Source organism: Actinoplanes regularis, from assembly GCF_900188005.1.
GTDB lineage: Bacteria > Actinomycetota > Actinomycetes > Mycobacteriales > Micromonosporaceae > Actinoplanes > Actinoplanes regularis.
The window spans coordinates 119,171-142,373 of the sequence record NZ_FZNR01000014.1 but is presented as its reverse complement, the minus strand read 5'-3'; the positions used below and the strand labels follow the sequence as shown (position 1 = coordinate 142,373).

Annotated in this window: 18 protein-coding genes; 13 read left to right on the top strand and 5 right to left on the bottom strand. The window is 71.2% G+C overall.

Annotated features, from left to right (window positions below; all coding sequences use genetic code 11):
• Positions 1-88 precede the first annotated feature (88 nt).
• From CHC09_RS30365 to CHC09_RS30350, 4 genes are read left to right on the top strand one after another with little or no spacing between them, the layout of a single operon-like run.
• Positions 89-1,663, top strand: a complete 1,575-nt coding sequence (locus tag CHC09_RS30365) for an acyl-CoA carboxylase subunit beta (protein ID WP_089296664.1) — start codon at positions 89-91, stop codon at positions 1,661-1,663.
• Entirely contained in the window at positions 1,663-3,537 is a 1,875-nt protein-coding gene (locus CHC09_RS30360) for an acetyl/propionyl/methylcrotonyl-CoA carboxylase subunit alpha (protein ID WP_179277352.1), read from the top strand. Before CHC09_RS30365 ends, CHC09_RS30360 begins: the two co-directional genes overlap by 1 nt.
• 1 nt (position 3,538) lies before the next feature.
• Positions 3,539-4,681 carry an acyl-CoA dehydrogenase family protein gene (locus tag CHC09_RS30355; protein ID WP_089296662.1) on the top strand — a complete coding sequence of 381 codons (1,143 nt, stop codon included), beginning with the start codon at positions 3,539-3,541 and terminating at the stop codon, positions 4,679-4,681.
• Between the two features lie 12 nt (positions 4,682-4,693).
• Positions 4,694-5,635 carry a hypothetical protein gene (locus tag CHC09_RS30350; protein WP_089296661.1) on the top strand — a complete coding sequence of 314 codons (942 nt, stop codon included), beginning with the start codon at positions 4,694-4,696 and terminating at the stop codon, positions 5,633-5,635.
• A gap of 9 nt (positions 5,636-5,644) precedes the next feature.
• Here the strand turns inward: CHC09_RS30350 and CHC09_RS30345 are convergent, their stop codons facing one another.
• Positions 5,645-6,910, bottom strand: coding sequence for a putative acyl-CoA thioester hydrolase (locus CHC09_RS30345; protein ID WP_089296660.1), 1,266 nt, complete (start codon positions 6,908-6,910; stop codon positions 5,645-5,647).
• Between the two features lie 557 nt (positions 6,911-7,467).
• On the opposite strand from CHC09_RS30345, the gene CHC09_RS30340 reads away from it, so the two are divergent.
• The 5 genes from CHC09_RS30340 to CHC09_RS30320 all read left to right on the top strand — a co-directional run bounded on the left by CHC09_RS30340 (position 7,468) and on the right by CHC09_RS30320 (position 16,244).
• On the top strand, positions 7,468-8,988 hold the full coding sequence (locus CHC09_RS30340; protein ID WP_179277344.1) for a flavin monoamine oxidase family protein: 1,521 nt from the start codon (positions 7,468-7,470) through the stop codon (positions 8,986-8,988).
• Between the two features lie 150 nt (positions 8,989-9,138).
• Complete coding sequence (locus CHC09_RS30335) at positions 9,139-12,333, top strand: ferritin-like domain-containing protein (RefSeq protein ID WP_089296740.1); 3,195 nt, start codon at positions 9,139-9,141, stop codon at positions 12,331-12,333.
• A gap of 73 nt (positions 12,334-12,406) precedes the next feature.
• Positions 12,407-13,594, top strand: coding sequence for a cytochrome P450 (locus CHC09_RS30330; RefSeq protein WP_089296658.1), 1,188 nt, complete (start codon positions 12,407-12,409; stop codon positions 13,592-13,594).
• Positions 13,594-14,616 (top strand): methyltransferase, encoded by a 1,023-nt coding sequence (locus CHC09_RS30325; RefSeq protein ID WP_203833252.1) that lies wholly within the window; start codon positions 13,594-13,596, stop codon positions 14,614-14,616. The genes CHC09_RS30330 and CHC09_RS30325 overlap by 1 nt, the downstream gene beginning before the upstream one ends.
• Positions 14,617-14,627: 11 nt before the next feature.
• Complete coding sequence (locus CHC09_RS30320; protein ID WP_089296656.1) at positions 14,628-16,244, top strand: FAD-dependent oxidoreductase; 1,617 nt, start codon at positions 14,628-14,630, stop codon at positions 16,242-16,244.
• On the opposite strand, the gene CHC09_RS30315 is transcribed toward CHC09_RS30320, so the two are convergent.
• Positions 16,231-17,037 (bottom strand): SAM-dependent methyltransferase, encoded by an 807-nt coding sequence (locus CHC09_RS30315; RefSeq protein ID WP_089296655.1) that lies wholly within the window; start codon positions 17,035-17,037, stop codon positions 16,231-16,233. The genes CHC09_RS30320 and CHC09_RS30315 overlap by 14 nt on opposite strands.
• 102 nt (positions 17,038-17,139) lie before the next feature.
• Between CHC09_RS30315 and CHC09_RS30310 the strand changes: the two genes are divergently transcribed.
• From CHC09_RS30310 to CHC09_RS30300, 3 genes are all read left to right on the top strand, one after another.
• Positions 17,140-17,718, top strand: coding sequence for a riboflavin biosynthesis intermediates N-glycosidase (locus tag CHC09_RS30310; RefSeq protein WP_089296654.1), 579 nt, complete (start codon positions 17,140-17,142; stop codon positions 17,716-17,718).
• Positions 17,719-17,776: 58 nt separating this feature from the next.
• Positions 17,777-18,340, top strand: a complete 564-nt coding sequence (locus tag CHC09_RS30305; protein ID WP_179277343.1) for a GNAT family N-acetyltransferase — start codon at positions 17,777-17,779, stop codon at positions 18,338-18,340.
• An 89-nt stretch (positions 18,341-18,429) separates the two neighbouring features.
• Positions 18,430-18,834: a S26 family signal peptidase gene (locus CHC09_RS30300; protein ID WP_089296652.1), complete on the top strand. Its 405-nt coding sequence runs from the start codon at positions 18,430-18,432 to the stop codon at positions 18,832-18,834.
• On the opposite strand, the gene CHC09_RS30295 is transcribed toward CHC09_RS30300, so the two are convergent.
• Together CHC09_RS30295 and CHC09_RS30290 are read right to left on the bottom strand one after the other, a co-directional pair.
• A complete protein-coding gene (locus CHC09_RS30295; protein ID WP_089296651.1) occupies positions 18,823-20,082 on the bottom strand; it encodes an LLM class flavin-dependent oxidoreductase in 1,260 nt (419 codons plus the stop codon). The two genes, CHC09_RS30300 and CHC09_RS30295, sit on opposite strands and share 12 nt — an antisense overlap.
• 10 nt (positions 20,083-20,092) lie before the next feature.
• A complete protein-coding gene (locus tag CHC09_RS30290; protein WP_089296650.1) occupies positions 20,093-21,040 on the bottom strand; it encodes an LLM class flavin-dependent oxidoreductase in 948 nt (315 codons plus the stop codon).
• 189 nt (positions 21,041-21,229) lie between these two features.
• Here CHC09_RS30290 and CHC09_RS30285 point away from each other — a divergent pair, with 189 nt between their 5' ends.
• The gene (locus CHC09_RS30285) at positions 21,230-21,838 is read left to right on the top strand and encodes a flagellar basal body L-ring protein FlgH (protein ID WP_089296649.1); all 609 of its coding nucleotides are present in this window, start codon (positions 21,230-21,232) and stop codon (positions 21,836-21,838) included.
• A gap of 21 nt (positions 21,839-21,859) precedes the next feature.
• Here CHC09_RS30285 and CHC09_RS30280 read toward each other — a convergent pair whose 3' ends face one another.
• The gene (locus CHC09_RS30280; RefSeq protein ID WP_089296648.1) at positions 21,860-23,125 is read right to left on the bottom strand and encodes an MFS transporter; all 1,266 of its coding nucleotides are present in this window, start codon (positions 23,123-23,125) and stop codon (positions 21,860-21,862) included.
• Between the last annotated feature and the right edge of the window lie 78 nt (positions 23,126-23,203).

The window sequence follows — 23,203 nt, the reverse complement described above, 5'->3', positions numbered from 1 at the left end:
CGGCGAGTTGTGGCTGCGGTAAGGGCGCGGATTGCCAAGATCGCGTGAGTGCCATCGCCCAGTTAAAAGGAATGACGGAGCTGTCGAGATGCACCTGCCACCGGCGTACGAACAAAATCGTCTCGCGATGCTGGAGCGCGTCGCGGACCTCGAGCAGCAGCATGCCGTCGCCCTCGCCGGAGGCGGGGCGAAGAGCGTCGACCGGCACCACCGGCGCGGCAAGCTGACCGCTCGCGAGCGGATCGAGCTGCTCCTCGACGAGGACTCGCCGTTCCTCGAGCTGAGCACCCTGGCGGGCTGGGGGACCGACTTCACCGTCGGCGGCTCGGTGGTCACCGGGCTCGGCGTCGTCGAGGGCGTCGAGTGCATGATCATCGCGAACGATCCGACCGTGCGCGGCGGCTCCAGCAACCCGGTCACGCTGAAGAAGAGTTTCCGCGCCGCGCAGATCGCCGCGGAGAACCGGCTGCCGACGATCAACCTGGTCGAGTCCGGCGGCGCCGACCTGCCGACGCAGAAGGACATCTTCATCCCGGGCGGCCGGCACTTCCGTGGCCTCACCGAGGCGAGCGCGGACCGGCGGCCGACGATCGCGCTCGTCTTCGGCAACTCCACGGCCGGCGGCGCGTACGTGCCGGGGATGAGCGACTACGTGGTGATGGTGGACGGCGGCGCGAAGGTGTTCCTCGGCGGCCCGCCGCTGGTGAAGATGGCGACCGGCGAGGAGTCGGACGACGAGTCGCTGGGCGGCGCGGAGATGCACGCCCGCACCTCGGGGCTCGCCGACTACCTGGCCGTCGACGAGCTCGACGCGATCCGGATCGGACGGCAGATCGTGCGCCGGCTCAACTGGCGCAAGCTCGGCCCGCAGCCGCGCACCGGATACGACGAGCCGGTCGCGGACCCGGACGAGCTGCTCGGGATCGTCCCGACGGATCTGAAGGTCCCGTTCGATCCGCGGGACGTGATCGCGCGGATCGTGGACGGCAGCGAGTTCGACGAGTTCAAGCCGCTGTACGGGACGAGCCTGGTGACCGGGTGGGCGCGGCTGCACGGCTACCCGATCGGGATCCTGGCCAACGCGCAGGGCGTGCTGTTCAGCGAGGAGGCCCAGAAGGCCGCGCAGTTCATCCAGCTCGCCAACCAGGCGGACACCCCGCTGCTGTTCCTGCACAACACGACCGGCTACATGGTCGGCAAGGACTACGAGCAGGGCGGGATCATCAAGCACGGCGCCCAGATGATCAACGCGGTGTCGAATTCGAAGGTTCCGCACCTGTCGGTGGTGATGGGCGCGTCGTACGGCGCCGGGAACTACGGGATGAGCGGCCGGGCCTACGATCCGCGGTTCATGTTCAGCTGGGTCGGGGCGAAGTCCGCGGTGATGGGTCCGGCGCAGCTCGCCGGGGTGGTGTCGATCGTGTCCCGGCAGGCCGCGGCCGCGTCCGGCCGGCCCTTCGACGAGGCGGCCGACGCGATGACCCGGGCGGCGATCGAGGCCCAGGTCGAACGGGAGTCCCTCGCGTACTTCACCTCGGGGATGCTCTACGACGACGGTGTCATCGATCCGCGCGACACCCGGACCGTGCTGGGCATCTGCCTGTCCGTCATTCATAACGCGCCCGTGCAGGGCGCCCGTGGCTACGGGGTGTTCCGGCTGTGATGATCCGCAAGCTGCTGGTCGCGAACCGGGCCGAGATCGCCCGGCGGATCTTCCGGACCTGCCGGGCGCTCGGGATCGAGACGGTCGCCGTCTTCGCCGAGGAGACGGACCCGCACGTCCGCGAGGCCGACACCGCGGTCGGGATCGGGTCGTTCCTGGACGGTGCGGCGATCATCGAGGCGGCGCGGAGGTCCGGCGCCGACGCGATCCATCCCGGCTACGGCTTCCTGTCGGAGAACGCCGAGTTCGCCCACGCGGTGACGGCCGCCGGACTGATCTGGATCGGTCCCGCCCCGGACGCCATCGAGGCGATGGGCGACAAGATCCGGGCCAAGAAGCTGGTCTCCGCGGCGGGCGTGCCGGTGCTCGACGGGGACGACGCGTTCCCGCTGCTGATCAAGGCCGCGGCGGGCGGCGGCGGGCGTGGCATGCGGGTGGTCACCGAGCCCGGGGAGCTGCGTCCGGCCCTGGCCGCGGCCGCGGCCGAGGCGCGCTCCGCGTTCGGGGACGGGACGGTGTTCACCGAGCCGTACCTGCCGAACGCCCGGCACGTCGAGGTGCAGGTGCTCGGTGACCGGCACGGGCGGATCTGGGTGGTCGGGGACCGGGACTGCTCGGTCCAGCGCCGGCACCAGAAGATCGTCGAGGAGGCGCCGGCTCCCGGTCTGTCCTCCGAGGTCCGCGCGGCGCTGCACCGGCATGCCCGGGCGGCGGCGGAGACGGTCGGTTACCAGAACGCGGGGACGGTCGAGTTCCTGGTCGACGGCGAGCGGATCTTCTTCCTGGAGATGAATACCCGGCTGCAGGTCGAGCACCCGGTCACCGAGGCCGTGTCCGACCTCGACCTGGTCGCCTGGCAGATCGCGATCGCGGAGGGGCGCGAGCTTCCCGCGGAGCCGCCGGCGCCCGCCGGGCACGCCGTCGAGGTGCGGCTCTACGCGGAGGATCCGGCGGCCGGCTTCGCGCCGCAGACCGGGCGGCTGCGGGCCTTCGGCTTCGAGGCGCCCGGTGTCCGGGTGGACTCCGGGGTCGAGGCGGGCAGCGAGGTCGGGGTCCGCTACGACGCGATGCTTGCCAAGATCATCTCGTACGGCCCGGACCGCGCGTCGGCGATCCGGCTGCTCGCGGACGCCCTGCGCCGCGGGGTGCTGCACGGGCTGACGACGAACCTCGGGCTCCTGCGGGCGATCCTGGCGGACGAGGACTTCGTCGCGGGACGGGTCGACACCGCGCTGCTGGAGCGCAAGCTCGCGGCCTGGACCGGCGAGAGCGAGGACCATCCGGTCCGGAAGGCAGCCCTGGCGGCCGCGGTGGGATCGGCGGTCCGGACCGCGGCGTCCGCCGGTGTGCAGGCGCGGATCCCGGCCGCGTGGCGCAACGTGCCCAGCCGGGAGCGGGTGCGGACGTATCGATGCGGTGGCACCGAGTACGCGGTCGGCTATGCGTCGCGCGGCGGCCGGATCGAATCGTCCTGGCTGCCCGGGGTGAGCGTCCTGTCGGTCACCGCCGACCGGGTCGTGCTCGACGACCACGGGGTGCGCGAGACGTACCGGGTGACCGCGGTCGACGGCGGCGCGGACGTGCACGGGCCGTCCGGGTCGTACGACTTCCAGGCTGTGCCGATCTTCCAGGATCCGGCGGCGAACCTGGCCGCCGGCTCGCTGCTGGCCTCGATGCCGGGCCTGGTCGTCGCGGTCCACGTGTCCGAGGGTGATCAGGTCGCCGCCGGCGATCCGATCGTCGTCCTCGAGGCCATGAAGATGCAGCAGACCCTCAGCGCGTCCGCTGACGGGGTCGTCGCCTCGGTGACCGCCGAGGTGGGTAGGCAGGTCGCCGCCGGCGAGGTACTCGCCGTGATCGATTCCGGGAGTTGAGTTGACCGCATTCGTCGAGTCCAAGGAACGCCGGGAGCTGCGCGAAGCCGTCGCCCGCCTCGGCCAGAAGTACGGAGAGGCGTACTTCTACGCCGCCGCCCGCGAGGGCCGGAAGACCACCGAGCTGTGGCAGGAGGCCGCCGCCCTCGGCTACCTCGGCGTGTCCATCCCGGAGCAGTACGGCGGCGGGGGCGGCGACATCGGCGACCTCGCCGCGGTCCTGGAGGAGCTGGCCACCGCTGGTTGTCCGCTCCTGCTCATGGTGGTCTCCCCGGCCATCGTCGGCACGGTGATCGCCCTCTTCGGCTCCGAGGAGCAGAAGCAGCGCTGGCTGCCCGGCCTTGCGAGCGGCACCGCGACGTACGTCTTCGGGATCACCGAACCGGACGCAGGCTCGAACACCCACCAGATCGCCACGCAGGCCCGCCGCGACGGCGACGACTGGATCCTGAGTGGCTCGAAGACGTACATCAGCGGGGTCGACGAGGCCTCGCACGTCCTGGTCGTGGCCCGGGTCGGCAAGCGCCCGTCGCTGTTCATGGTGCCGGTCGACGCGCCCGGCTTCACCCATCAGAAGATCGACATGGGGCTGGTCGCGCCGGAGGACCAGTTCACCCTCTTCTTCGACGACGTGCGGCTGCCCGCGGACGCGCTGATCGGCAGCGAGGAGGCCGGCTTCGACCAGCTCTTCGCCGGCCTCAACCCGGAGCGGATCATGGCCGCCTCGTCGGCGACCGGGATGGCCCGGTGGGCGCTGCGCAAAGCCGTCGCCTACGCCGGCGAGCGTCAGGTGTGGGGCGTGCCGATCGGGGCCCACCAGGCGATCAGCCACCCGCTCGCGAAACTGCACGTGGAGATCGAGGCGGCTCGGCTGCTCACCCAGAAGGCGGCCGCGCTGCACGCCGCAGGCGAGCTGAAGGCGGCGGGCGAGGCCGCGAACATGGCCAAGTACGCGGCCGGCGAAGCCGTCTGCGCGGCGGTGGACCAGGCCATCCAGACCCATGGCGGCAACGGTCTCGCCAACGAGTACGGCCTGGTCCAGGCCCTGGCCACGTCCCGGCTCACGCGGATGGCGCCGGTCAGCCGGGAAATGGCGCTCAACTTCGTGGCACAGTTCTCGCTGGGGCTGCCCCGGTCGTACTGAATAATCTCCGCCGTGCTCGAGGAATTGATCGACAGGGCCGCCGCCGACGATGACGCCGCGACCGAGGAACTGACCGAGATCGCGGACTCCGACCCGGGGCGGCTGACGCCGTTCCTGGGCCGGGCGCTCGACGCGGACCTGCTGTGGCCGCCGACGATCTACCGCGCCGCGGACGCCGGCGTGGTCGGCCGGGTCGTCGCGCTGGTGGATCGCGGCGAGCGGCCGGAGGCGCTCAACCAGCTGCTGCTCGTGCTGGCGGTCAGCCGGCATCCGCTGGCCGAGGCCGCGATGCGCCGCTGGGCCGGACAGCCGCCGGCCGGCGCGGACGGGCTGCCGATCGGGGTGCTGGACTTCGCGCGGGAGGGCGGCTGGACGATCGAACCGGACGGGACCCGGCGGGATCTGTGCGGGGACGTCGCGTACGAGTGGATCCCGCGCGAAGCGCCCGAACCGCTCTTCAATCCCGCGTGCCCTTGGTGCACCACGACGCTGTCGACGATCGCCGACCTCGACGGGGCCGAGCCGGCGCTCGCGCACGTCGGCTGGACCGGGCGGCTGCGGTTCCGGACCTGCGTCCTCTGCTCCTGCTACACCACCCTGTTCAGCCAGGTCACGCCGGACGGCGGCGCAACCTGGTGGGAGGGGAACACCGCGCCCAGCTACCTACCGGTCGGCGGTCCACCGCAGGAGTTGCCCACGTTGCTGCCGGTGGTCGGCGCGGCCCGCTCCAACCCGTACCAGGCCAGCGCGTGGAGCCGGGGCGGGTCGACGCTGGGCGGCCATCCGCAGTGGATCCAGGACCCCGAGGATCCGGACTGCCCGGGCTGCGGCCGGCCGATGAGCTACGTCGGCCTGATCGGCGGCGCGGACCTCTACGAGTACGGCGAGGGCGCCTACTACCTGCACGTCCACCAGCCGTGCGGCTTCACCGCGGTCACCTACCAGCAGAGCTAGTCGAACACGCTAGTCGAACACCAGGGAGGTCAGGCGGGCGCTGCCCCTGCGGTAGACGCCGGCACCGTTCGCCGGCTCGATGAGCATTGAGGCGGCGAACGGGCCGTGGTTCGCGTACTCCCAGAGGCGGTTGTAGTTGACGTCGTTCAGGTCGCGGCCCTCGTCGACGCGGGCGAGGAAGGGGCGGGCGGTTGTCGCGGCCGGTGCCCACGGGGCGGCGGTGTCGAAGCCCTCGCCCAGATAGCTGTCGCGGATCACGAGCTGGCCGTTCGGGGTGATGCCGGGAAGGTAGCCGGTCGCGCCGGCGCCCTGATCCCAGGCGCGGCCGAGGTGGCCGGTCGGTGCCGATCGATAGCCGTCATCGGCGATGATGCGGGAGCGGGTGACCAGGAATCCGTACGGGAATCCGGGGTGGGTGTTGGGGGCGAAGATGACGCCGCCGCTGGCCTTGCGGGAGGAGACCAGGCGGAATTCGCAGTGGTCGAAGACCGCCGCGGCGCGGCCGAAGACGAAATCCGTGTCGCCTTCGATGTACGAATTCCGTACCGAGACGCGCGCGATCGTGTTCACGTTGTCGGCGTTGGCCAGAAAGGTGTCCTGGCGGCCGATCAGTCGCAGGTTCTCCAACTGGGTGCGGTCGGCGTCGGTGCGCAGCGCGAGCGCCTGGTGCGTGCCGCGATCCACAGTGTCCAGCAGCGTGTTGGTGATCGTCAGACCTTTCAACCGCAGGTCGGTGGCCTGCGACCAGACCACGGTGGCGCAGAGCGCGGCGGTCGCGGTCGTCTTGGTGGCGCAGGACTGGAACATCGGCCAGGCCGGGTCGCCCTCGGCGTAGCGGCCGTCGGCGTTGACCTGGGCCGCCCACTGGGCCGGAGTGATCGTCGCGTCGATGGTGAATTCGAGTTTCACCTGGTCAGCTGGCCCGTCGCCGTAGATCGTCAACGGGGGAGTACCGGCCGGGATGAAGACGGTTCCGGTGTACGTCCCGGGGCGCACCGCGATCGACAGGCGTCGCGTGCCGCCGGTCCGGTAGGCGGCGTCGACCGCCTGCTGCACGTCGGTGAGGCCGTGACCGCCGACCACGAAGTCCGGGCGACGCGGCGTGCGGATCGGTTGCGGCCGCCACGGGTCGGCGACCGGCGCCGCGTAGGTTCCCGAGGATCCGAGGTAGTTCGCCGCGGTGAACGGGGCGGCTTCGGTGGGGGAGAGGACCGGCCGGGCCGGTGTGCCCGGTGCGACCAGCAGTGCGGTCAGCATCAAGAGGACCGTGTTCATCGCGTCTCCTCAGCGGGAATGCGCTTTCCTGTCGCACCCTACCGTCGAAGTTCGTCGATGTCATCGGCTGGGCGTGAAGGGGCCCGTGGGAGGCGCCCGGCCGGCTTGCACCTGGAAAACAATTCTGTCCGGTTCGTGCCGAACGTACTGTACCGGGCCGGAAGCGTTCCGGCGGCCGAACCGCGAGCTTCTATTCGGGATGAGGGGTGCTGCGGGCGGTGCCTGTGAATCGTCTCCCCCGTTCCGCCGTTCTTTTGCGGCTTAACGGCTTCTCGCTTAGCTTTGAGCCGCAGGTCCCTACAGCGCAGCTTATGCTTCGGCAGGTAAAGCGGCTGTAGGCCGACGCTCCCGGATAACCGGATCAGCGTGTCGTGACAATGGCCTAGGTCAGTTATATGACGCTCGTGTGCGGGTATTAGTCGACGAATCATAGTCCATTCGTATCCGACAATTAGATCGGGTCGGGTGTCGCCTCTTTTCGGGACGTTCGCCAGTTCGAACTCCGGCTTTGTCGGCAAATGGACCTCGAAGACGACGGTGTACGGGAGGCACTACCCATGTACAGGCCATCACCGACGGCCGGGCTGGCACCGGCGAACGTCGAAGACCAGATCACCGGGGCCGACAGTGGGCCCGACGGCAGGAGTACCGACCGGACCGTGGTCATCCTGGGCGCCGGAATTGCGGGCCTGTCGGCCGCCTACGAACTGGAACGACTGGGCGTGCCCGTCGAGGTGCTCGAGGGCAGCCGGCGAATCGGCGGGCGGGTCTACACCTTCCGATTCGGAGACTCGGAGGACTCGCCCTTCGCCGAACTCGGCGCCATGCGGATACCGGCCGGCCACAGCAACACACTGCGATACATCGCCGAGCTGGGTCTCACCGAGGAATTGCGTTCTTTCCACAGTCTGCTGGCCGATCGGAACGCGTTTCTGCGCACCGACGACAGCTACGTCCGCCTGCACGATGCAGCGAGCCGGCTGACCACCGAGATCCGCGATGGGCTCTCCCATAACGGCTATCGCCCGGAGACGCTCATGTTCGGCGCATGGCTGACGCTCGTCGTGGACGCGATCGCGCCCCCCGACCAGCGGCAGGATCTGCGCCAGGACCTGCGTACCCGGCTGCTGGACTCCGCGGAGCGCCTGAACCTCATGCCGTTCGTCCGGGACGGCGGCACCGCGTTCGACCTGCACGGACTCTTCTCCGCCCACCCGTCGCTGCGGGAAGGGTGCCACAACCCGCTGCGGGGTTTCCTGGACGACATCCTCCTCGAGACCAGCACCGAGCTGTTCCGGCTGCGTGGCGGCATGGAACAGCTGGCGCGCCGGCTGGCGTGGCGGGTGCAGGGACCGATCCGCCGGCAGCACGAGGTCGTCGGGATCGAGTCGCGCCCCGACGAGGTGCTGCTGCACCTGCGGGTCGGTGGCCGGCACGTGGTGCGCCGCTGCGGCGAGGTGCTGTGCACGCTGCCGTTCTCGGTGCTGCGCGAGCTGCGGCTCACCGGTTTCAGCGACGACAAGATGCAGATCATCAACGACATGCAGTACGTGCCGGCGACCAAGGTGGCGTTGCACTGCCGGGAGGCGTTCTGGCGGCGCGAGGGGATCAACGGCGGCGCCTCCTCGAGCGGTGGCCGGGTTCGGCAGACCTATTACTCACCGACCGACGGTGACCCGGCGCGCGGCGCGGTCCTGCTGGCCAGCTACAGCGTCGGCGAGGACGCCGAGCTGCTCGGCCGGATGTCCACCGCGACCCGGTACGCGGCGATCCTGGCCGACCTCGCGTCGATGCACCCGCAGCTGCTGCGTCCCGGCATGGTGCTCAACGCGAAGAGCATGGTGTGGGGCCAGTTCCCGTGGAGCCGCGGTGGGTGCTCGGTCCAGTGGGGCATGGACGCGGCGGCCGCTGAGGAACAGCGCCAGCTGGCGCAGCTCCCGCAGGGGCGCCTCTTCTTCGCCGGGGAGCACTGCTCGTCCCGGCCGGCCTGGATCGACGGCGCGATCGAGTCCGCGCTCGACGCCGTGAGCCGGATGGTCCTGCAGATGCCGATCCGGGTGCCGGAGCTGGCGACATGAGCGAGCTTGCGAGCGAATCAATCAGCTCAGTTATTGGCTCATGTCGACGCCGGAGCGTAGCGGAGGTGGCGGCATGAGCGAGCTTGCGAGCGAATCGGCTAGCTCAGTTTTTGGCACATGTCGACGCTGGAGCGCAGCGGAGGTGGCGGCATGAGCGTGCTGGATCTCCCGCGGCTGCATTTCCGGGGGACGGCGACCACGAAGCTGCCCACCGGGCCGCGCAGTGGTCTGATCGATCTGGCGACCAACCGCGCGCTCACCGACGACGGGCCGGTGCCGACCGGCCTGCCGCCGGCGGAATATCACGCCTGGCTGGAACGCCGCGGGGAGGGCCCGCTCAACAGCGGCAAAGGTTACAATTTCGGCGGAAGCGGCCATTTCTGGATCGACGCCGAGGTCGTCGCCGCCGAGGCCGCGACCGGTCCGGACCGGGACGACCCCGTGATCGGGCGTCGGGTGGACCTGTGGGGCCACTACAACGAGTACCTGGCGACCACCGCGAACCGGGCTCGGGTGTTCGACCTCGATCCGACGTCGCGCTGGACGACGACGGTGATGGTGGGGCAGTTCGCGCTCGGCCGCGGCGAACGGTCGTATGAGGACGGCTACCTGATCAGCGGCGAGGTGTCCGGTTTCCAGCCGCCCCGGTGGCACCACTTCGACTACTGCCGCGAGCTCCGGGAGCACCCGCTCGCCACCGAGTTGGCCCGGTCCACGGTGCACCAGTTCGTGCTGGCGTCCGGCGAGGGCCTGCGCTGGCTCCCGGGGACGGCGGAGTCACCCGCGGTCGCCCGGCTGCGCGACGTCGCCGCTCAGCCGGGGGTGGACGGCCTCGTGGTCCAGTTCGCGCTGGCGACCATGGCGGCCCCGGTGGCCCCGGACGCGCCGAACCAGTGGCTGGTCCGGGGCACCGTGGCGCCCTGGCGGCGAACCGAACCGCGCACCTGTCCCGCCGGGCGGTTGCTGACACCCCGGGCCGCCGGGTGGACCCGGCGGCCGGTTCCGTTGCACAACCTGACGGTCGCCGTCGAACCGGACCGGGTCACGTTCAACCTGGTCACGGCGGTGCCGGTGACCGGGCGCGGCGGTGACCGGGTCCGGCTGGGCGACCTGGAGCTGCGGTCGGCGCGGACCAGTCAATTGATCGCGCGGGTGCCCGGTACGGCGTACACGGGCCCGGATTTCGATCTTCTCAGCGGGATCGTCACGGTGCCGAACCTGCTGGCCGGCGCCCTGCCCGACGAGGCGCTGTGCCTGGTCGGCGAGGTGGCCGGGGAGCGGCGGCCGCTGGTCGCCGAGGAGGAGGTCACGGTACAGACCGACGACGGCTGCCTCGTGCTGGAGCACCCCGACCGGTCACGCGGCGACGACCACGCGGTGACCGTCGCGATCCGGTCCTTCGTGCGGGGCCGCCCGGCACCGGTCGACGGCATCCGGGTGCGGCAGTTCCTCAACCCCCGCTCCCGCCCGCTCGACCCGGTCGTGGCCGCGCCGTCGGCCCGGTGCGGGGACGTCGACCTGGTACGGGTGGCCGCCCCCGGCGGTGACTTCGCCGCCTCCTGCGTCGTCGACACCGATGACCGGGGCGACGGCCGGTTCACCATCCGGGGCGCCTGCGCGGGTACGGCCCGGATCCTGCTCGCCCCCGACGGCGACCCGGGTCCCTGCCCGCCGGAGGAGCCCGGCTCGAGCGCGCGCGCCTACGACGACGCGGACGCGCTGGGCTACTGGTCCGGCGCCGGCCAGTTGGCGGTCCGGGTGCTGCCCGACGACTGGAGCCTCGACGCCGTACCGGTCGAGGAGGTCACCTTCGACCTGCTCTACCACGAGGTGCTCGCCGATTACGAGTTCCTCTACTCGTTCATGAACGACGAGGTGTTCAGCCTCGCGGACCGCTGCAAGGTGGCGACCTACGCCCGCCTGCTCTGGCAGATGTCCGATCCGGCGAACCGGTCGCGGACCTGGGCGATGCCGCCGACGCGGGACATGTCCGCGGCCAAGGCCGGCCTGTTCCTCAAGTTTCTGCGGCGTGAACAGTCCGCTGCCAAGATCCCGGTGGCGGCCTCCGGCCAGGTCCGGCCCGGACTGCCGATCACGACGCGCGGGCAACTGCTCGTCGCGCTGCGCCAGGCGGTGACCCTGGAACTGGCCGTGATGCTGCAGTATCTGTACGCCGCGTACTCCGTCCCGACCCACGCCGCGGCCCAGGAGTTCGTGCGCCGCGGCCGGTGGACCCCGGAGCAGGCCCGGCTGGCCTGCGGCGACGGCGGCCGCAGCCGGGACGGTGGGGTGCGGGGCCGGCTGATCGAGGTCGCCCGCGAGGAGATGATCCACTTCCTGGCGATCAACAACATCATCATGGCGCTGGGTGAGGGCTTCCACGTACCGGTCTTCTCCTTCGGCACGCTGAACGGCCTCCTGCCGGTCGCGATGGACTTCGCCCTGGAACCACTCGCCGTGGGCAGCCTGCAGCGGTTCATCGCCATCGAGCGCCCACTGGGCGCGGTGTCGCCCCTGGCCGGCGTGCCCGGACCGGACCTGCCGCCCGGGCGCGACGAGCACCGGTACCACTCCATCCCCGAGCTGTACGACGGCATCAGGGAGGGCCTGCGACGCGTGCCCGATCTGTTCATGATCGCCCGGGGCCGGGGCGGCGGGGAACATCACCTGTTCCTGCGGGAGTCCATCAACGCCGTGCACCCCGACTACCAGCTGTACGTCGACGACCTGGCCAGCGCGCTCTTCGCCATCGACGTGGTGACCGAGCAGGGCGAGGGCGGGCGGCTGCACGCGGACGCCGGGGGCGGCGAGTCGCACTACGAGATCTTCCTCGGCCTGGCCGACGTGCTGCTCTCCGAGCGGACCTCACGGGAGCTGTGGACGCCGGCCTACCCGGTGGCGCGCAACCCGGCCCGGCATCCCGGCAACCCGAACACCGAGCCGGTGACCGATCCCGAGGCGATCGCCGTGCTGGACCTCTTCAACCGGGCGTACTTCATGATGATCCAGCTGATGGTGCAGCACTTCGGTCAGGACCCGGACGCCAGCCTGCGCCGGTCGAAGCTGATGAACGCGGCCATCGACGTCATGACCGGGATGATGGGCCCGCTCGCCGAGGTCCTGGTCACCATGTCCTCCGGCCGGCCGGGCACGAGCGCCGGCCCCTCCTTCGAGCTGGAGGCGGAGCCGCGGTTCATTCCGCGCCCCGACGTGGCGATGCGCTCGATGGCGCTGCGCTTCGACCATCTGGCCACGGCCTCCGGCAAGGTGGCGGCCGCGCCGGAGCGGGTCACCGAGATGTTCGCCTTCTACGCCGACCGCTTCGGGGCGGGAGTACGGGCATGAGCGAGCTTGCGAGCCAATCATCGAGCTCAGTTGTCAATTCAGGTCGACGCCGCAGCGAAGCGGAGGTGGCGGCATGAAAAGCATTGTCGAGGGTCAGATCGCGGACCCGTACCCCGTCTACCGGCGCTACCGGGAGACCGATCCCGTGCACCGGCACTCCGACGCGTGGTACGTCTTCCGCTACGACGACGTCTCCACGGCCCTGTCCGACCGTCGTCTCGTCCGCCGGCCCCCCGGCGGTGGCCCCCCGGTCCCGATCCCGCCGCAGTACGCCACCCTGCGCGACGTCGTCACGAACTGGCTGGTCTTCCTCGACCCGCCGGAGCACACCGAGCTGCGCTCGCGGGTGGCCGGCCACTTCAGCCAGGCGCGGGTCGCGCCGCTGCGGCCCCGCGTCGAGACGCTCGTCGACGAGCTTCTCTCCGAACTGGCCGACCGCCCCGTCGCCGACCTGGTCGCGGATTTCGCGGCACCGCTGCCGATCATGGTCATCGCCGACCTGCTCGGCATCTCCGCCAGCCGGCACCAGTGGCTGCGGGAACGCGCCGTGGCACTGCAACAGGCCAACACGTCGTACGGCGGTGAGGGGCACGCCGCGGCCGACCGGGCCGCCCGGGAGCTGTCGGACTTCTTCGCGGCCGAGGCCGGACGCCCCGGCCGCGCGGACTGCGCCGACCTCATCGGACACCTGCTCACCGCCGGGCTCACCGGCGGCCGGCTCACCTCGACCTGCATCCACCTGCTGACCGCCGGGCACGAGACCACCACGAACCTGATCGCCAAGGCCGTGCTGGCGCTGCTGCGCCATCCGCGGGTCCGCGACGAGCTGAGCGCCGTGCCGGAGCTGATGCCGCAAGCGGTCGAGGAGCTGATCCGGTACGACACCCCGGTGCAACTGGTCCGGCGCCGCGCCGGGCAGGACGTGGAGCTCGGCGGGCGGCACATCGAGGCGGGAAGCACCGTCGTACTGGTGCTGGGTTCGGCGAACCGCGACCCGGCCCGCTTCCCCGACCCGGACCGGCTCGACCCGCACCGCCTCGCCACCCGGCACGCCGGCTTCGGAATCGGAGCCCACTACTGCCTCGGCGCCCACCTGGCCCGGCTCGAAGCCGAGATCGGGCTCTCCGCGCTGCTGCGCCGGACGCCCCGGCTCAGCCTGGCCGAACAGCCTGTTCGATACGCCGACGACCTGGTCTTCCACGGCCCGGCGCGGCTGCTCGTAAACCCGGGAAACACCCATCAGCTCTTGGAGGCGACATGATGACGGAGCGGCGAACTACCCCGGACCACGAGGAAGCGCTGCGCCTGCTACGGATGGCCGAAGGTCTCGGCGCGGCCCGGCTGCTGCAACTCGCCGTCGAGTTCAGCGTGGCGGATCTGCTCGCCGAGGGGCCACGCGGCGCGGACGACCTCGCCGAGACGATCGGCGCCCACCCGCAAGCGTTGTATCGGTTGCTGCGGGCGCTGGCCGGGATCGGCGTCTGTACCGAGGTGACACCCGGCCGGTTCGCGCTGACCGAGATGGGCAAGCGGCTGGACGCCGACCATCCACAGTCGCTGTACTGGTGGGTGCGGTTCCAGACCATGCTCAATCCGGTGTACGACGCCTCCGGCCAGTGCGTGCGCGATCAGAAGCCGGTCTTCTCGGCGGTGTACGGCGAACCGATCTTCGAGCACCTGGCCAGCAACGCCGAGCACGGCGAGATCTTCAACGCGGCGATGGCCGAGCACAGCAGGGTCATGGGAACCGTCCTGGCCACCGGCTACGACTTCAGCGGGGTACGGCGCATCGTCGACGTCGGCGGCGGCGACGGCACCCTGCTCACCGTCCTGCTCGAGCGGTACCCGGAGGCGGAGGGGGTCGTCTTCGACCTGCCCGAGGTCGTCGAGGTGGCCCGCAAGCGGATCGGGGCCGCCGGGCTGTCCGAGCGTTGCGACGTCGTCGGCGGCGACTTCCTGCGTGAGGTGCCCGCCGGTGCCGACCTCTACGTCCTCAAGGGTGTGCTGCACAACTGGTCGGACGCGGACGCCGCCGTCCTGCTGCGCAACTGCCGGGCCGCGATGGGGCCGGGCAGCCGGCTGCTGCTCATCGAGGCCGTCGTCCCGCCGGGCGACGAGTTCCACCCGAGCAAGGTCCTCGACGTCGCCATGATGATCGTTTACGGCGGGCGGGAGCGGACCCTGACCGAGCACACCGAACTGCTGGTGGAGGCCGGGCTGCGCTTCGACCGGATGGTCGACGCGGCCGCGCCGCTCAGCGTCATCGAAGCTTATCCGGCCTGAGGAGGACGACCATGCGACAGGACATCGAGGTACTCGTCGTCGGGGCCGGCCCGGTCGGGCTGACCATGGCGATCGCGTTACGCCGGCTCGGGATGCGGGTCGCGGTGGTGGACCGGGCGGCGGGCACGAACCGGGAGCCGCGGGCCGATGTGATCTTCCCGCGCGCGGGGGAGGCGCTGGGATCGCTCGGTGTCGGCGAGACGATCCGGCGCAACGCGTACGAGATGGCGAGCGGCACCGTCTTCTCCTCGGGGCGCCGGATCGGCAAGCTGACCTCGGGCCGGCTCGCCTCCAATTACCCCAGGGCGATGACGATCGAGCAGCACAACATCGAACGGTTGCTCGCCGAGGAGCTCGCCGGGCTCGGGGTGACGGTCGACCGGCGTACCAGGGTCACCGACCTGGAACAGGACGACGACCAGGTGCGGGTCACCGTCAAGCGTGCCCAGGGGGCGGTGGAGCGGATCACGGCGGCCTGGGTGATCGCCTGCGACGGCGTCCGGAGCACGGTACGCGAACTGCTCGGCATCGGTTTTCCCGGTGCCGAGCGGCCCAACATGCAGGTGGTCCAGGGCAACGTCATCCCGTCCTGGCCCCTGCCCGAGAAGCCGGGGGACGGATACTTCTTCCTCTCCCCGCACCGGTCGGTCATCGCCTTCCCCACCCCGGGCTGCGGGTACCGGGTCTTCTGCGTCCGCGACGACCCGGATCCGCAGTTCAACGACCCGCCCACGCTGCGGGAGCTGCGCGACCTGGTGGCCGGCGCGGCCCGGATGCCGGACCTGGACCTGGTGCTCACCGAGCCGGTCTGGCTGAGCCGGGCCCGGTTCGCCGACCGCATCGCCACCCGGCTGCGCGCGGGCCGGGTCCTGCTGGCCGGCGACGCCGCGCACACCTGGGCGCCGCTGGGCGGGCACGGGATGAACGTCGGCATGCTCGGCGCGTACAACCTCGCCTGGAAACTGGCCGCGGTGCATCGTGGGCAGGCCGCCGACCCGGTGCTCGACTCGTACGACCTGGAGCAGCGGGCCCTGGCCGCGAGCGTGATCCGTGACATGCGGGTCAGCCCGATGGAGATGAAGCTGTCGCCGGTGCCGCATCAGCTGCGCGGCCTGCTGCTGCGGACCATGCTGACGTTCGACGCGATGCAGCGGCGCACGGAGTGGATGATGAGCGACTTCGGCCGGCACCATCGCCGCAGCCCCCTCTCCCACGGCCGGAGCCGCTGGCCGATCGGCGGGATCCGGGCCGGCGACCGGGTGCCCGACGTCAAGGTCGTCTCGCGCCGCGGGCGACCGGTCCGGCTGCACGAACTGCTCAGCTATGACCGGTGGACGCTGCTGCACCACCTCCGCTTTGCGGGCACCGACGCCGGCGACACGCTGCGCCTGGCGCTGGTGGGCTGCCCGGCGCCGATCGCCGTCGAACCCTTCGCGGCCGCGGACCGCGAGGCCGCCGGATCGCTGGGCGATGCCCAGGACCTTCTGCTCGTACGACCGGACGGCCACGTCGGACTCGTCTGTCCGATGAACCGTCCGGAGGTGCTCCGCGCCTATGTGCGGCGGTACCTCTCCGGGGCGGAAGCCGAGGCCCCGGCCCGGGTCGGTGAGCGCGCTAGGTCCGTCTGATCTCGGCCATCACGCCGTTCGACGCGACCGACTCGACCGCCGGGCGGGGCTGGGGTGCCTCGTCCGGCCACCAGCGGGCGACCGACTGGATGCCGGGGCCGAGCAGCCGCAGGTCCGGCCGGGTGAAGAGCTCCCGCAGCTCGGTGCCGGTGCGGTCGCGCCACTGGCGTTCCATCACCGCGCGCAACGTCGCGACCTGCTCTGCGGGCATGTACTCCGGGGTGGCGTGCGAGGCCGCGACCACGCTGCCGGCCGGAAGCGCGTCGATCAGCGTGCCGAGGATCGCGGCCGGATCGTCGTCGTCGCGGATGAAGTGCAGGACGGCGATCAGCAGGAGCCCCACCGGCTCGGTGAGATCCAGGGTGTCGCGTACCTCGGAGTCGGCCAGGATCTTCGCCGGATCACGCAGATCGGCCTCGATGTACGTGGTCCGGCCCTGCTCCGTGCCGGTCAGCAGCGCCCGCGCGTGGACCAGCACGAGCGGGTCGTTGTCCACATAGACGATCCGCGCCGCGGGTTCGATCTCCTGTGCGATCTCGTGCGTGTTCGGCGAGGTCGGGATGCCGGTGCCGATGTCGAGGAACTGCCGGATCCCCCGCCGCGCCATGTACCGCACCGCGCGGTGCATGAAGAACCGGTTCTCCTGCGCGCTCAGCCGCGCGGTGGGGTGCCGCTTCACGATCTCGGCCGCGGACCGGCGGTCGGCCTCGAAGTTGTCCTTGCCGCCGAGCAGGTAGTCGTAGCGCCGGGCCGGATGCGCGACCGAAGTGTCGATCCTGGGGTCGTCAGACACGAAATGTTCCCTTCCGCACCGGCCAAGCGATTGACGAAGATCGTAGCGGTACCCGGCGAAATTCGTGGGGCACGGGAAGCGGGGTCAAGGCAGACTGTCGGGATGCCCGCCGATGTTCGCAGTGTCGCCGACCTGATCGCTCTGACCGCTTCTGGTCAGCGGATCAAATACCTCCTGTTCTGGGGCCACACTCCGGCACGGGACGGCAGGGCGAGTGCTTCCTGCCTGAGCCAGTGGTCGGCGGAGGGCTTCACGGTCGACGGCAACCGGTTCGCCACGGCCGAGCACTACATGATGTGGCGCAAGGCGATGCTGTTCGGCGACACCGTGTCGGCCGAGCGCATCCTCGCAGCGGGCCATCCGCGGGACGCGAAGCTGCTCGGCGGCCGGGTGACCCCCTTCGACCAGCAGGTGTGGGACGCCGAACGGTTCGCCATCGTCGTCGCCGGCAATCTCGCCAAGTTCCAGCAGAACCCCGGCCTGGGTACGTTCCTGGCCGGGACCGGCGGGCGGGTCCTCGTCGAGGCCAGCCCCACGGACCGGATCTGGGGGATCGGACTGACCCGTGAGGATCCGCGCGCCGAGAACCCGGCGCGATGGCGCGGGCTGAATCTGCTGGGCTTCGCGCTGATGGAGGTCCGCGCCCGGCTGGCCGATTCTGCACAGTGCTCTATTCGATGATCATCGTCACCTGCGGATGACGTGGGTGGAGGCGGCGGGCCGCGATAGCGTGCGCGGCATGGAAGTCACCCCGTCCTCGCCGGGCCGGAGATCCCTCCGTACCGAGCGGCTCCTGCTGCGGGACTTCGCACCCGACGACGTCGAGCGGGTGCATGCGTACGCGAGCGACCCGGTCGTCACCCGGCTCACCGACTGGGGTCCGAACACGATCGAGGAGACCCGGTCTTTCATCCGGGAGAGCGTCCTGGAGGCCGGCGAATCGGATCGGCGCTCGTTCACGCTCGCCGCCGTCGTCGAGGAGGATGACGCGCTCGTCGGGACGGTCGCGATCTGGGTGGAGGACGCCGGTCATCGGCGTGGTGCGCTGGGTGCCGTCTTCCACCCATCGGTGTGGAACCGGGGCTACGCCACGGAGGCGTTCCGTGAGCTGATCCGGTTCGGCTTCGAGGAGCTTCGCCTGGAGCGGATCGCGGCGACCTGCCACCCGGGCAATGCCGGCTCGGTGGGGGCGCTGACCAGGGCGGGACTGCGGGCGGAAGGCCGCCTGCGCAGCCACCTCCAGACCCGCCACGGGCGTCGCGACTCGTTGCTGTTCGCCATCCTCCCCACCGACCCCCGCTGACCGCCGCCATGGCCGGCACCGCGGCGTGGGCCGGGCCGGTGGTGGAAAACCGGTGGCGGGGTGCGGGCGGGGGCTGAAGACTGCGGCTGATGGGAGCTCTGGACGCGCATGGGATGCGGGTGGCCGGGGGAGCGGTGATCCGGTTCCGGCCGACCGGGTCGTCCATGGTGCCGCTGATCCGGAGCCGCCAACTGGTCACCGTCGCACCGGTCGATCCGGCGCGGCTCGAGGTCGGCGACATCGTGCTGGCCCGCGTCGCGGGAACCACCTACCTGCACCTGGTGTCCGCGATCAACCCGGATGCCGGCCGGGTGCAGATCAGCAACAACCGCGGCCGGGTGAACGGCTGGACCTCGTATGCCCGGGTCTTCGGCATCTGCACCGCCGTCGACGACGTCCCTCGCCCGAGAACCGCGGGCAAGGTGAGAACACCGGCACCTCCGGTCACCGCCGACGGCGGCGGTGACCGGTCGCCGAGCCGGTCAGCCGGGTAGGTCCAGGTGTTCGCGCAGGGTGGTGCCCTCGTACTCGGTTCGATAGACGCCGCGGGACTGAAGTTCGGGGATCAGCTTGTCGACGATGTCCTCGATCGTCCCGGGCAGAAGCTGCGGGAGGATGTTGAACCCGTCGGCCGCACGGTCGCGGACGTAGCGGGACCACTCGTCGGCGATCTGTGACGGGGTGCCGACGAACGTGCTGTGCTGCGGCGTCACCTCGATGACCAGGTCGCGAATGGACAGGTCGCGCTCGGCGGCGAGCCGCCGCCAACCGGCGATCCGCTCCGCCTTCCCGGTGCGGTGCTCGATCGAGATCGTTCCGCGGGACGGGTCCAGCTCACCCTCGGTCGGCTCGATGTCGGGCAGGGGGCCGTCCGGGTCGTACCCGGAAAGGTCCTTGCCCCAATATTGTTCCAGGAACGCGAGGGCGCGCGGGCCGGTGACCTGCTCGCGCTGAATCCATCGGGCCTTCTCGGCGGCCTCGGCCGGGGTGTCGCCGAGGACGACCGCCGCCCCCGGCAGGATGCGCAGCGAGTCCGGGGACCTGCCGTGACCGGCCAGCCTCCGACGCAGATCGGCCGCGTACGCGATGGCCTTGTGATAGTCGGTGTTCGCCGAGAACACCACGTCCGCGTGGCGCGCGGCCAGGTCACGGCCGCCGGGGGAGTCGCCGGCCTGGAACAGGACCGGGCGGGCCGGCACGGTCGGCGCCGCGGTCACGTCGATCAGGTCGTCGTGCCGGTCGACCGGGTGCCCCTGCCACAGTGCCTTCGCGACCTCGACGAACGCGCCGGCCCGTGCGTAACGGCGGTCGTGCGGCAGCCATCCACCGTTGCGGAAGTTCTCGCCGGTCCACGCGTTGTCGGTGGTCACGATGTTCCATCCGGCACGGCCGCCGGAGATCGCGTCCAGGCCGGCCAGACGCCGGGCCAGGTCAGCCGGGAAGTTGTAGGTGGTGTTCTGGGTGGCGACCAGGCCGATCCGCGAGGTCTCCGCGGCCAGGGCCGCGAGCTGGGTGATGGCGTCGGGCCGTCCGGCGACGTCGAGGTCGTGGACGCGTCCGCGATTCTCCCGTACGCGCAGGCCCTCGCCGAGGAAGAACGCGTCGAAGAGTCCGCGTTCCAGCGTTTTCGCCGTGGCTATGAACGTGTCGATGTGGGTGTGCGAGCTGAACGCCGGATCGGTCCAGATCAGCTGCGGCCCGACGCCGGTGAAGAACACTCCCAGGTGCAGACGGTGCGACATGAGCGACTCCCTACGCGACAGTGGCGAACCGGTTGGCGGGCCGTGGCAGCCCGAGCGTGTCCCGCAGGGTCGGTCCGGTCACCGGTGGACGGCCCAGCGCGGCGGCGATCCCGGGTAGGGCCCCGGGGTCCGCGAGGTGCAGGCGGACGCCGTCGACCACACGGCCGAGCCGTTCGATCAGCTCCGGCAGCTCGTCCGCGCCGCCGGTGTGCCGGAGCGGCGGCGACGAGCCGTCGGCGAGGTGCCGGGGTGGCGACGAGTGGCCGGCGGGGTGCACCTCCAGGTCGGCGAAGACCAGCGGGGCGCCGTCGGCCCGGGCCCGCCGGGTCCGGTCGGTGATCTCGTCCAGCGTCGGAGCGGCGATCAGGGCGATGTCGAGCCGGTCGGTCACACCGAGCTCGTCGGAGCCGAGGACCACGAGCCGGCCCTGGGGCGGCCGCGGGGTGATCAACGGTCCGACCACCGAGAACCGCGCGCCGGTGAAGTTCACGTGGTGCACCTTGCCGGCGTCCAGGAACCGGCCGGTCGACCGGTCCCGGATGATCGCGTCGTCCTCCCAGGAGTCCCACAACTGCCGGGCCACGTCGATCGCGTCGGTGATCTCCCGCCGCAGCTCGGCGCCGTCCAGCCGGGGCAGGCCGACCGTCGCGTACGCCTCGGCGCTGTTCTGCGCGCCGACCACCCAGGCGCCGCGACCGAGCGAGGCGTGGTCCAGGGAGGCGAGCTGGGTGGCGAGGTGGAACGGTTCGGTGACGGTGACGTGCAGGGTGGGCGCGAGCCCGATCCGCCGGGTCCGCCGGGCGAGGTGGGCCGCTCGGACACCGGCCTCGATCCGGGCGCCGCCGAGCGGCGAATCGGCGATGGTGACCAGTGCGAAGCCGGCCGCCTCGGCGCTCGTGGCGAGGTCGCCCGCGTGCTCGCCGAGCTCCAGCGCCAGGTGGGGTTGTCGTTGGCTCATCGGACCTCCAGGAAACCCGTTATCCCGCAAAGCCTATAGTTTAGATAGAGTATCTGGCGTGGTTGTGTGCGTCACACCCCGGAGGTCCAGCGCCGCGGACCCGGCCGAGGCGACCATCACGGCCGGGCGGAGGGCGAGGCCCGCGGACGCGGCGGGCCGGGCGGGGATCGATCTCCTATAGTTGCGGCCGTGCATGATCAGATTCGGCGGCTCGTCATCGGAAGTGTGCTGCTGGCCAGCGCGTTCGCACCGGCCGGCTGTTCCCTCCTCGAGAAGGCGCCCGTGGTGGCGCAACCGCCGGCGACCACCTCGCCCACGCCCGATCCGGCCCAGGCGGTGGCCCGGCTGGGCCAGGAGTCCGCCCGGTTCACCGTCGTGTTCGGCGAGGCGGAGAAGGTCTCCGGCGTGATCGACCAGGCCACCGGCAACTGGGAGATGACCGGTGACGGTTACGTCGTCCGCCGGGTCGGTGCCGACGTCTACGTGAAGTTGACCGGAGAACCGCCGCACAGCGTCTTTCCCGGCCAGTACGGCGACGACCTCGGCAAGTGGGTGCACCTGGCGGCCCCGTCCGATGCTCCCGCCTTCGACCGGGACTTCCCCTGGGCGCCGGCCCGGAAGGCGGCCGCCGCGGAGTTCGACGTCGCCGGGCGGTTCAGCCGGGTCACCCTGCGTGATCCGGCGATGGTGGTCAGCTACTCCCACTACGGGACGGTGGTGCAGGTCGCGGCTCCGCCCGCCGACCAGACGATCGAGGACCACCTGTTCACGCCCGGCAGCCTCGGCTCGATCTTCTGACCGGTACGTCCCGGCCGGCCTTCACCTGGAAAGCACCTCGGAGGGCCGGTCGGGCCGTCCGTCCTGGGCGCGGGTCAGCAGGGGGCGCAGGGACAGGGCGACCAGCGAGGCCAGCAGGCAGCCACCGATCGTGAGCAGCACCCACACGGTGGCATGCCCGGCGCCGATCAGCGGCCCCGCGGTCACCGGCCCGATCACCGAGCTGATCCCGAAGATCATCGAGTTGGCGGCGTTGTAGCGACCGCGCAGCCGATCCGGGGCGAGCGTGTTGACCAGGGCCGGCTGGACCGGCTGCAGCAGGGTCTCGCCGAGGCCGAAGATCGCCGAACAGGCGATCACCAGCACCGCGGCGAGCAGCGGCGCCTGGTCACCGGCCAGTGCGCCGGCACCCAGGACCAGCCATGAGATCGCGAAGACCGCGCCGGTCACGGCGAGGGCGCGGCTGCGGCTGCGACCCTGGAGGTGCCGGATCACCAGCAGTTGGGCGACCACGATGGCGATCGTGTTGGCCGCCATCGCCCAGGCGACCACCCGGGTGCCGGTGCCGACCGCCCGTACCGCGAAAGCCGGGAAACCGACCTCGATCTGGCCGTACCCGAAGGTCGTCAGCACCAGGCCGAAGAGGAACACGCGCCGGAAGGCGCGATCGCGGAAGACCTCGCGATAGCCGCCGGCCTCGGTCTCGGAGCGGCCGGGCGCGGCGGCCCGGCGGCCCACCGCCGGCATGGCGAGCAGGATGGCCAGGGGGACCAGGAACGTCACGCCGTCCAGCAGATAGATCAGCTGGAAGGTGACCGGCCGGTGCACGTCGACGAACGCCCCGGCGATCAGTCCGCCCACGCCGATCCCCAGGTTGAGCAGGGCGAACTGGACCCCGAACACGCGCTGGCGCTCCCCTTCGCCGGTGAGCGAGGCGAGCATTGTCGCGTTGGACGCCCAGGTGGACGCCGACCCGACGGCGATGACCGTCAACGCGAGCAGAGCGAGGGCGGGCGTCACCGCGAACGCGAGCAGGACACTGCCCACCGCCTGACCGATCTGGCTGAACAGTGCCACCGGCCGGGCGCCGAACCGGTCCATCAGCGACCCGCCGACCGGCGCCAGCAGCATGACGACGGCCCCGAACCAGCCGATCGCGAGCCCCGCGGACGCATCGGTCATCGCACGGACGTCGGTCAGGTAGATGAACAGGAACGGCAGGGTCAGACCCCGCCCGATCGCCGAGAGCAGCACGCCGACCAGCAGCCGGCGTGCTTCCCGTCGCTCCGGAAGGCTTTCGCGAAACATGCCGAGATTCTGCCTTCGCGTACCTCATTCGCATGACACCAGGGATTTCCCCGGCGCGAGACGGTCGCCACCGTCGGC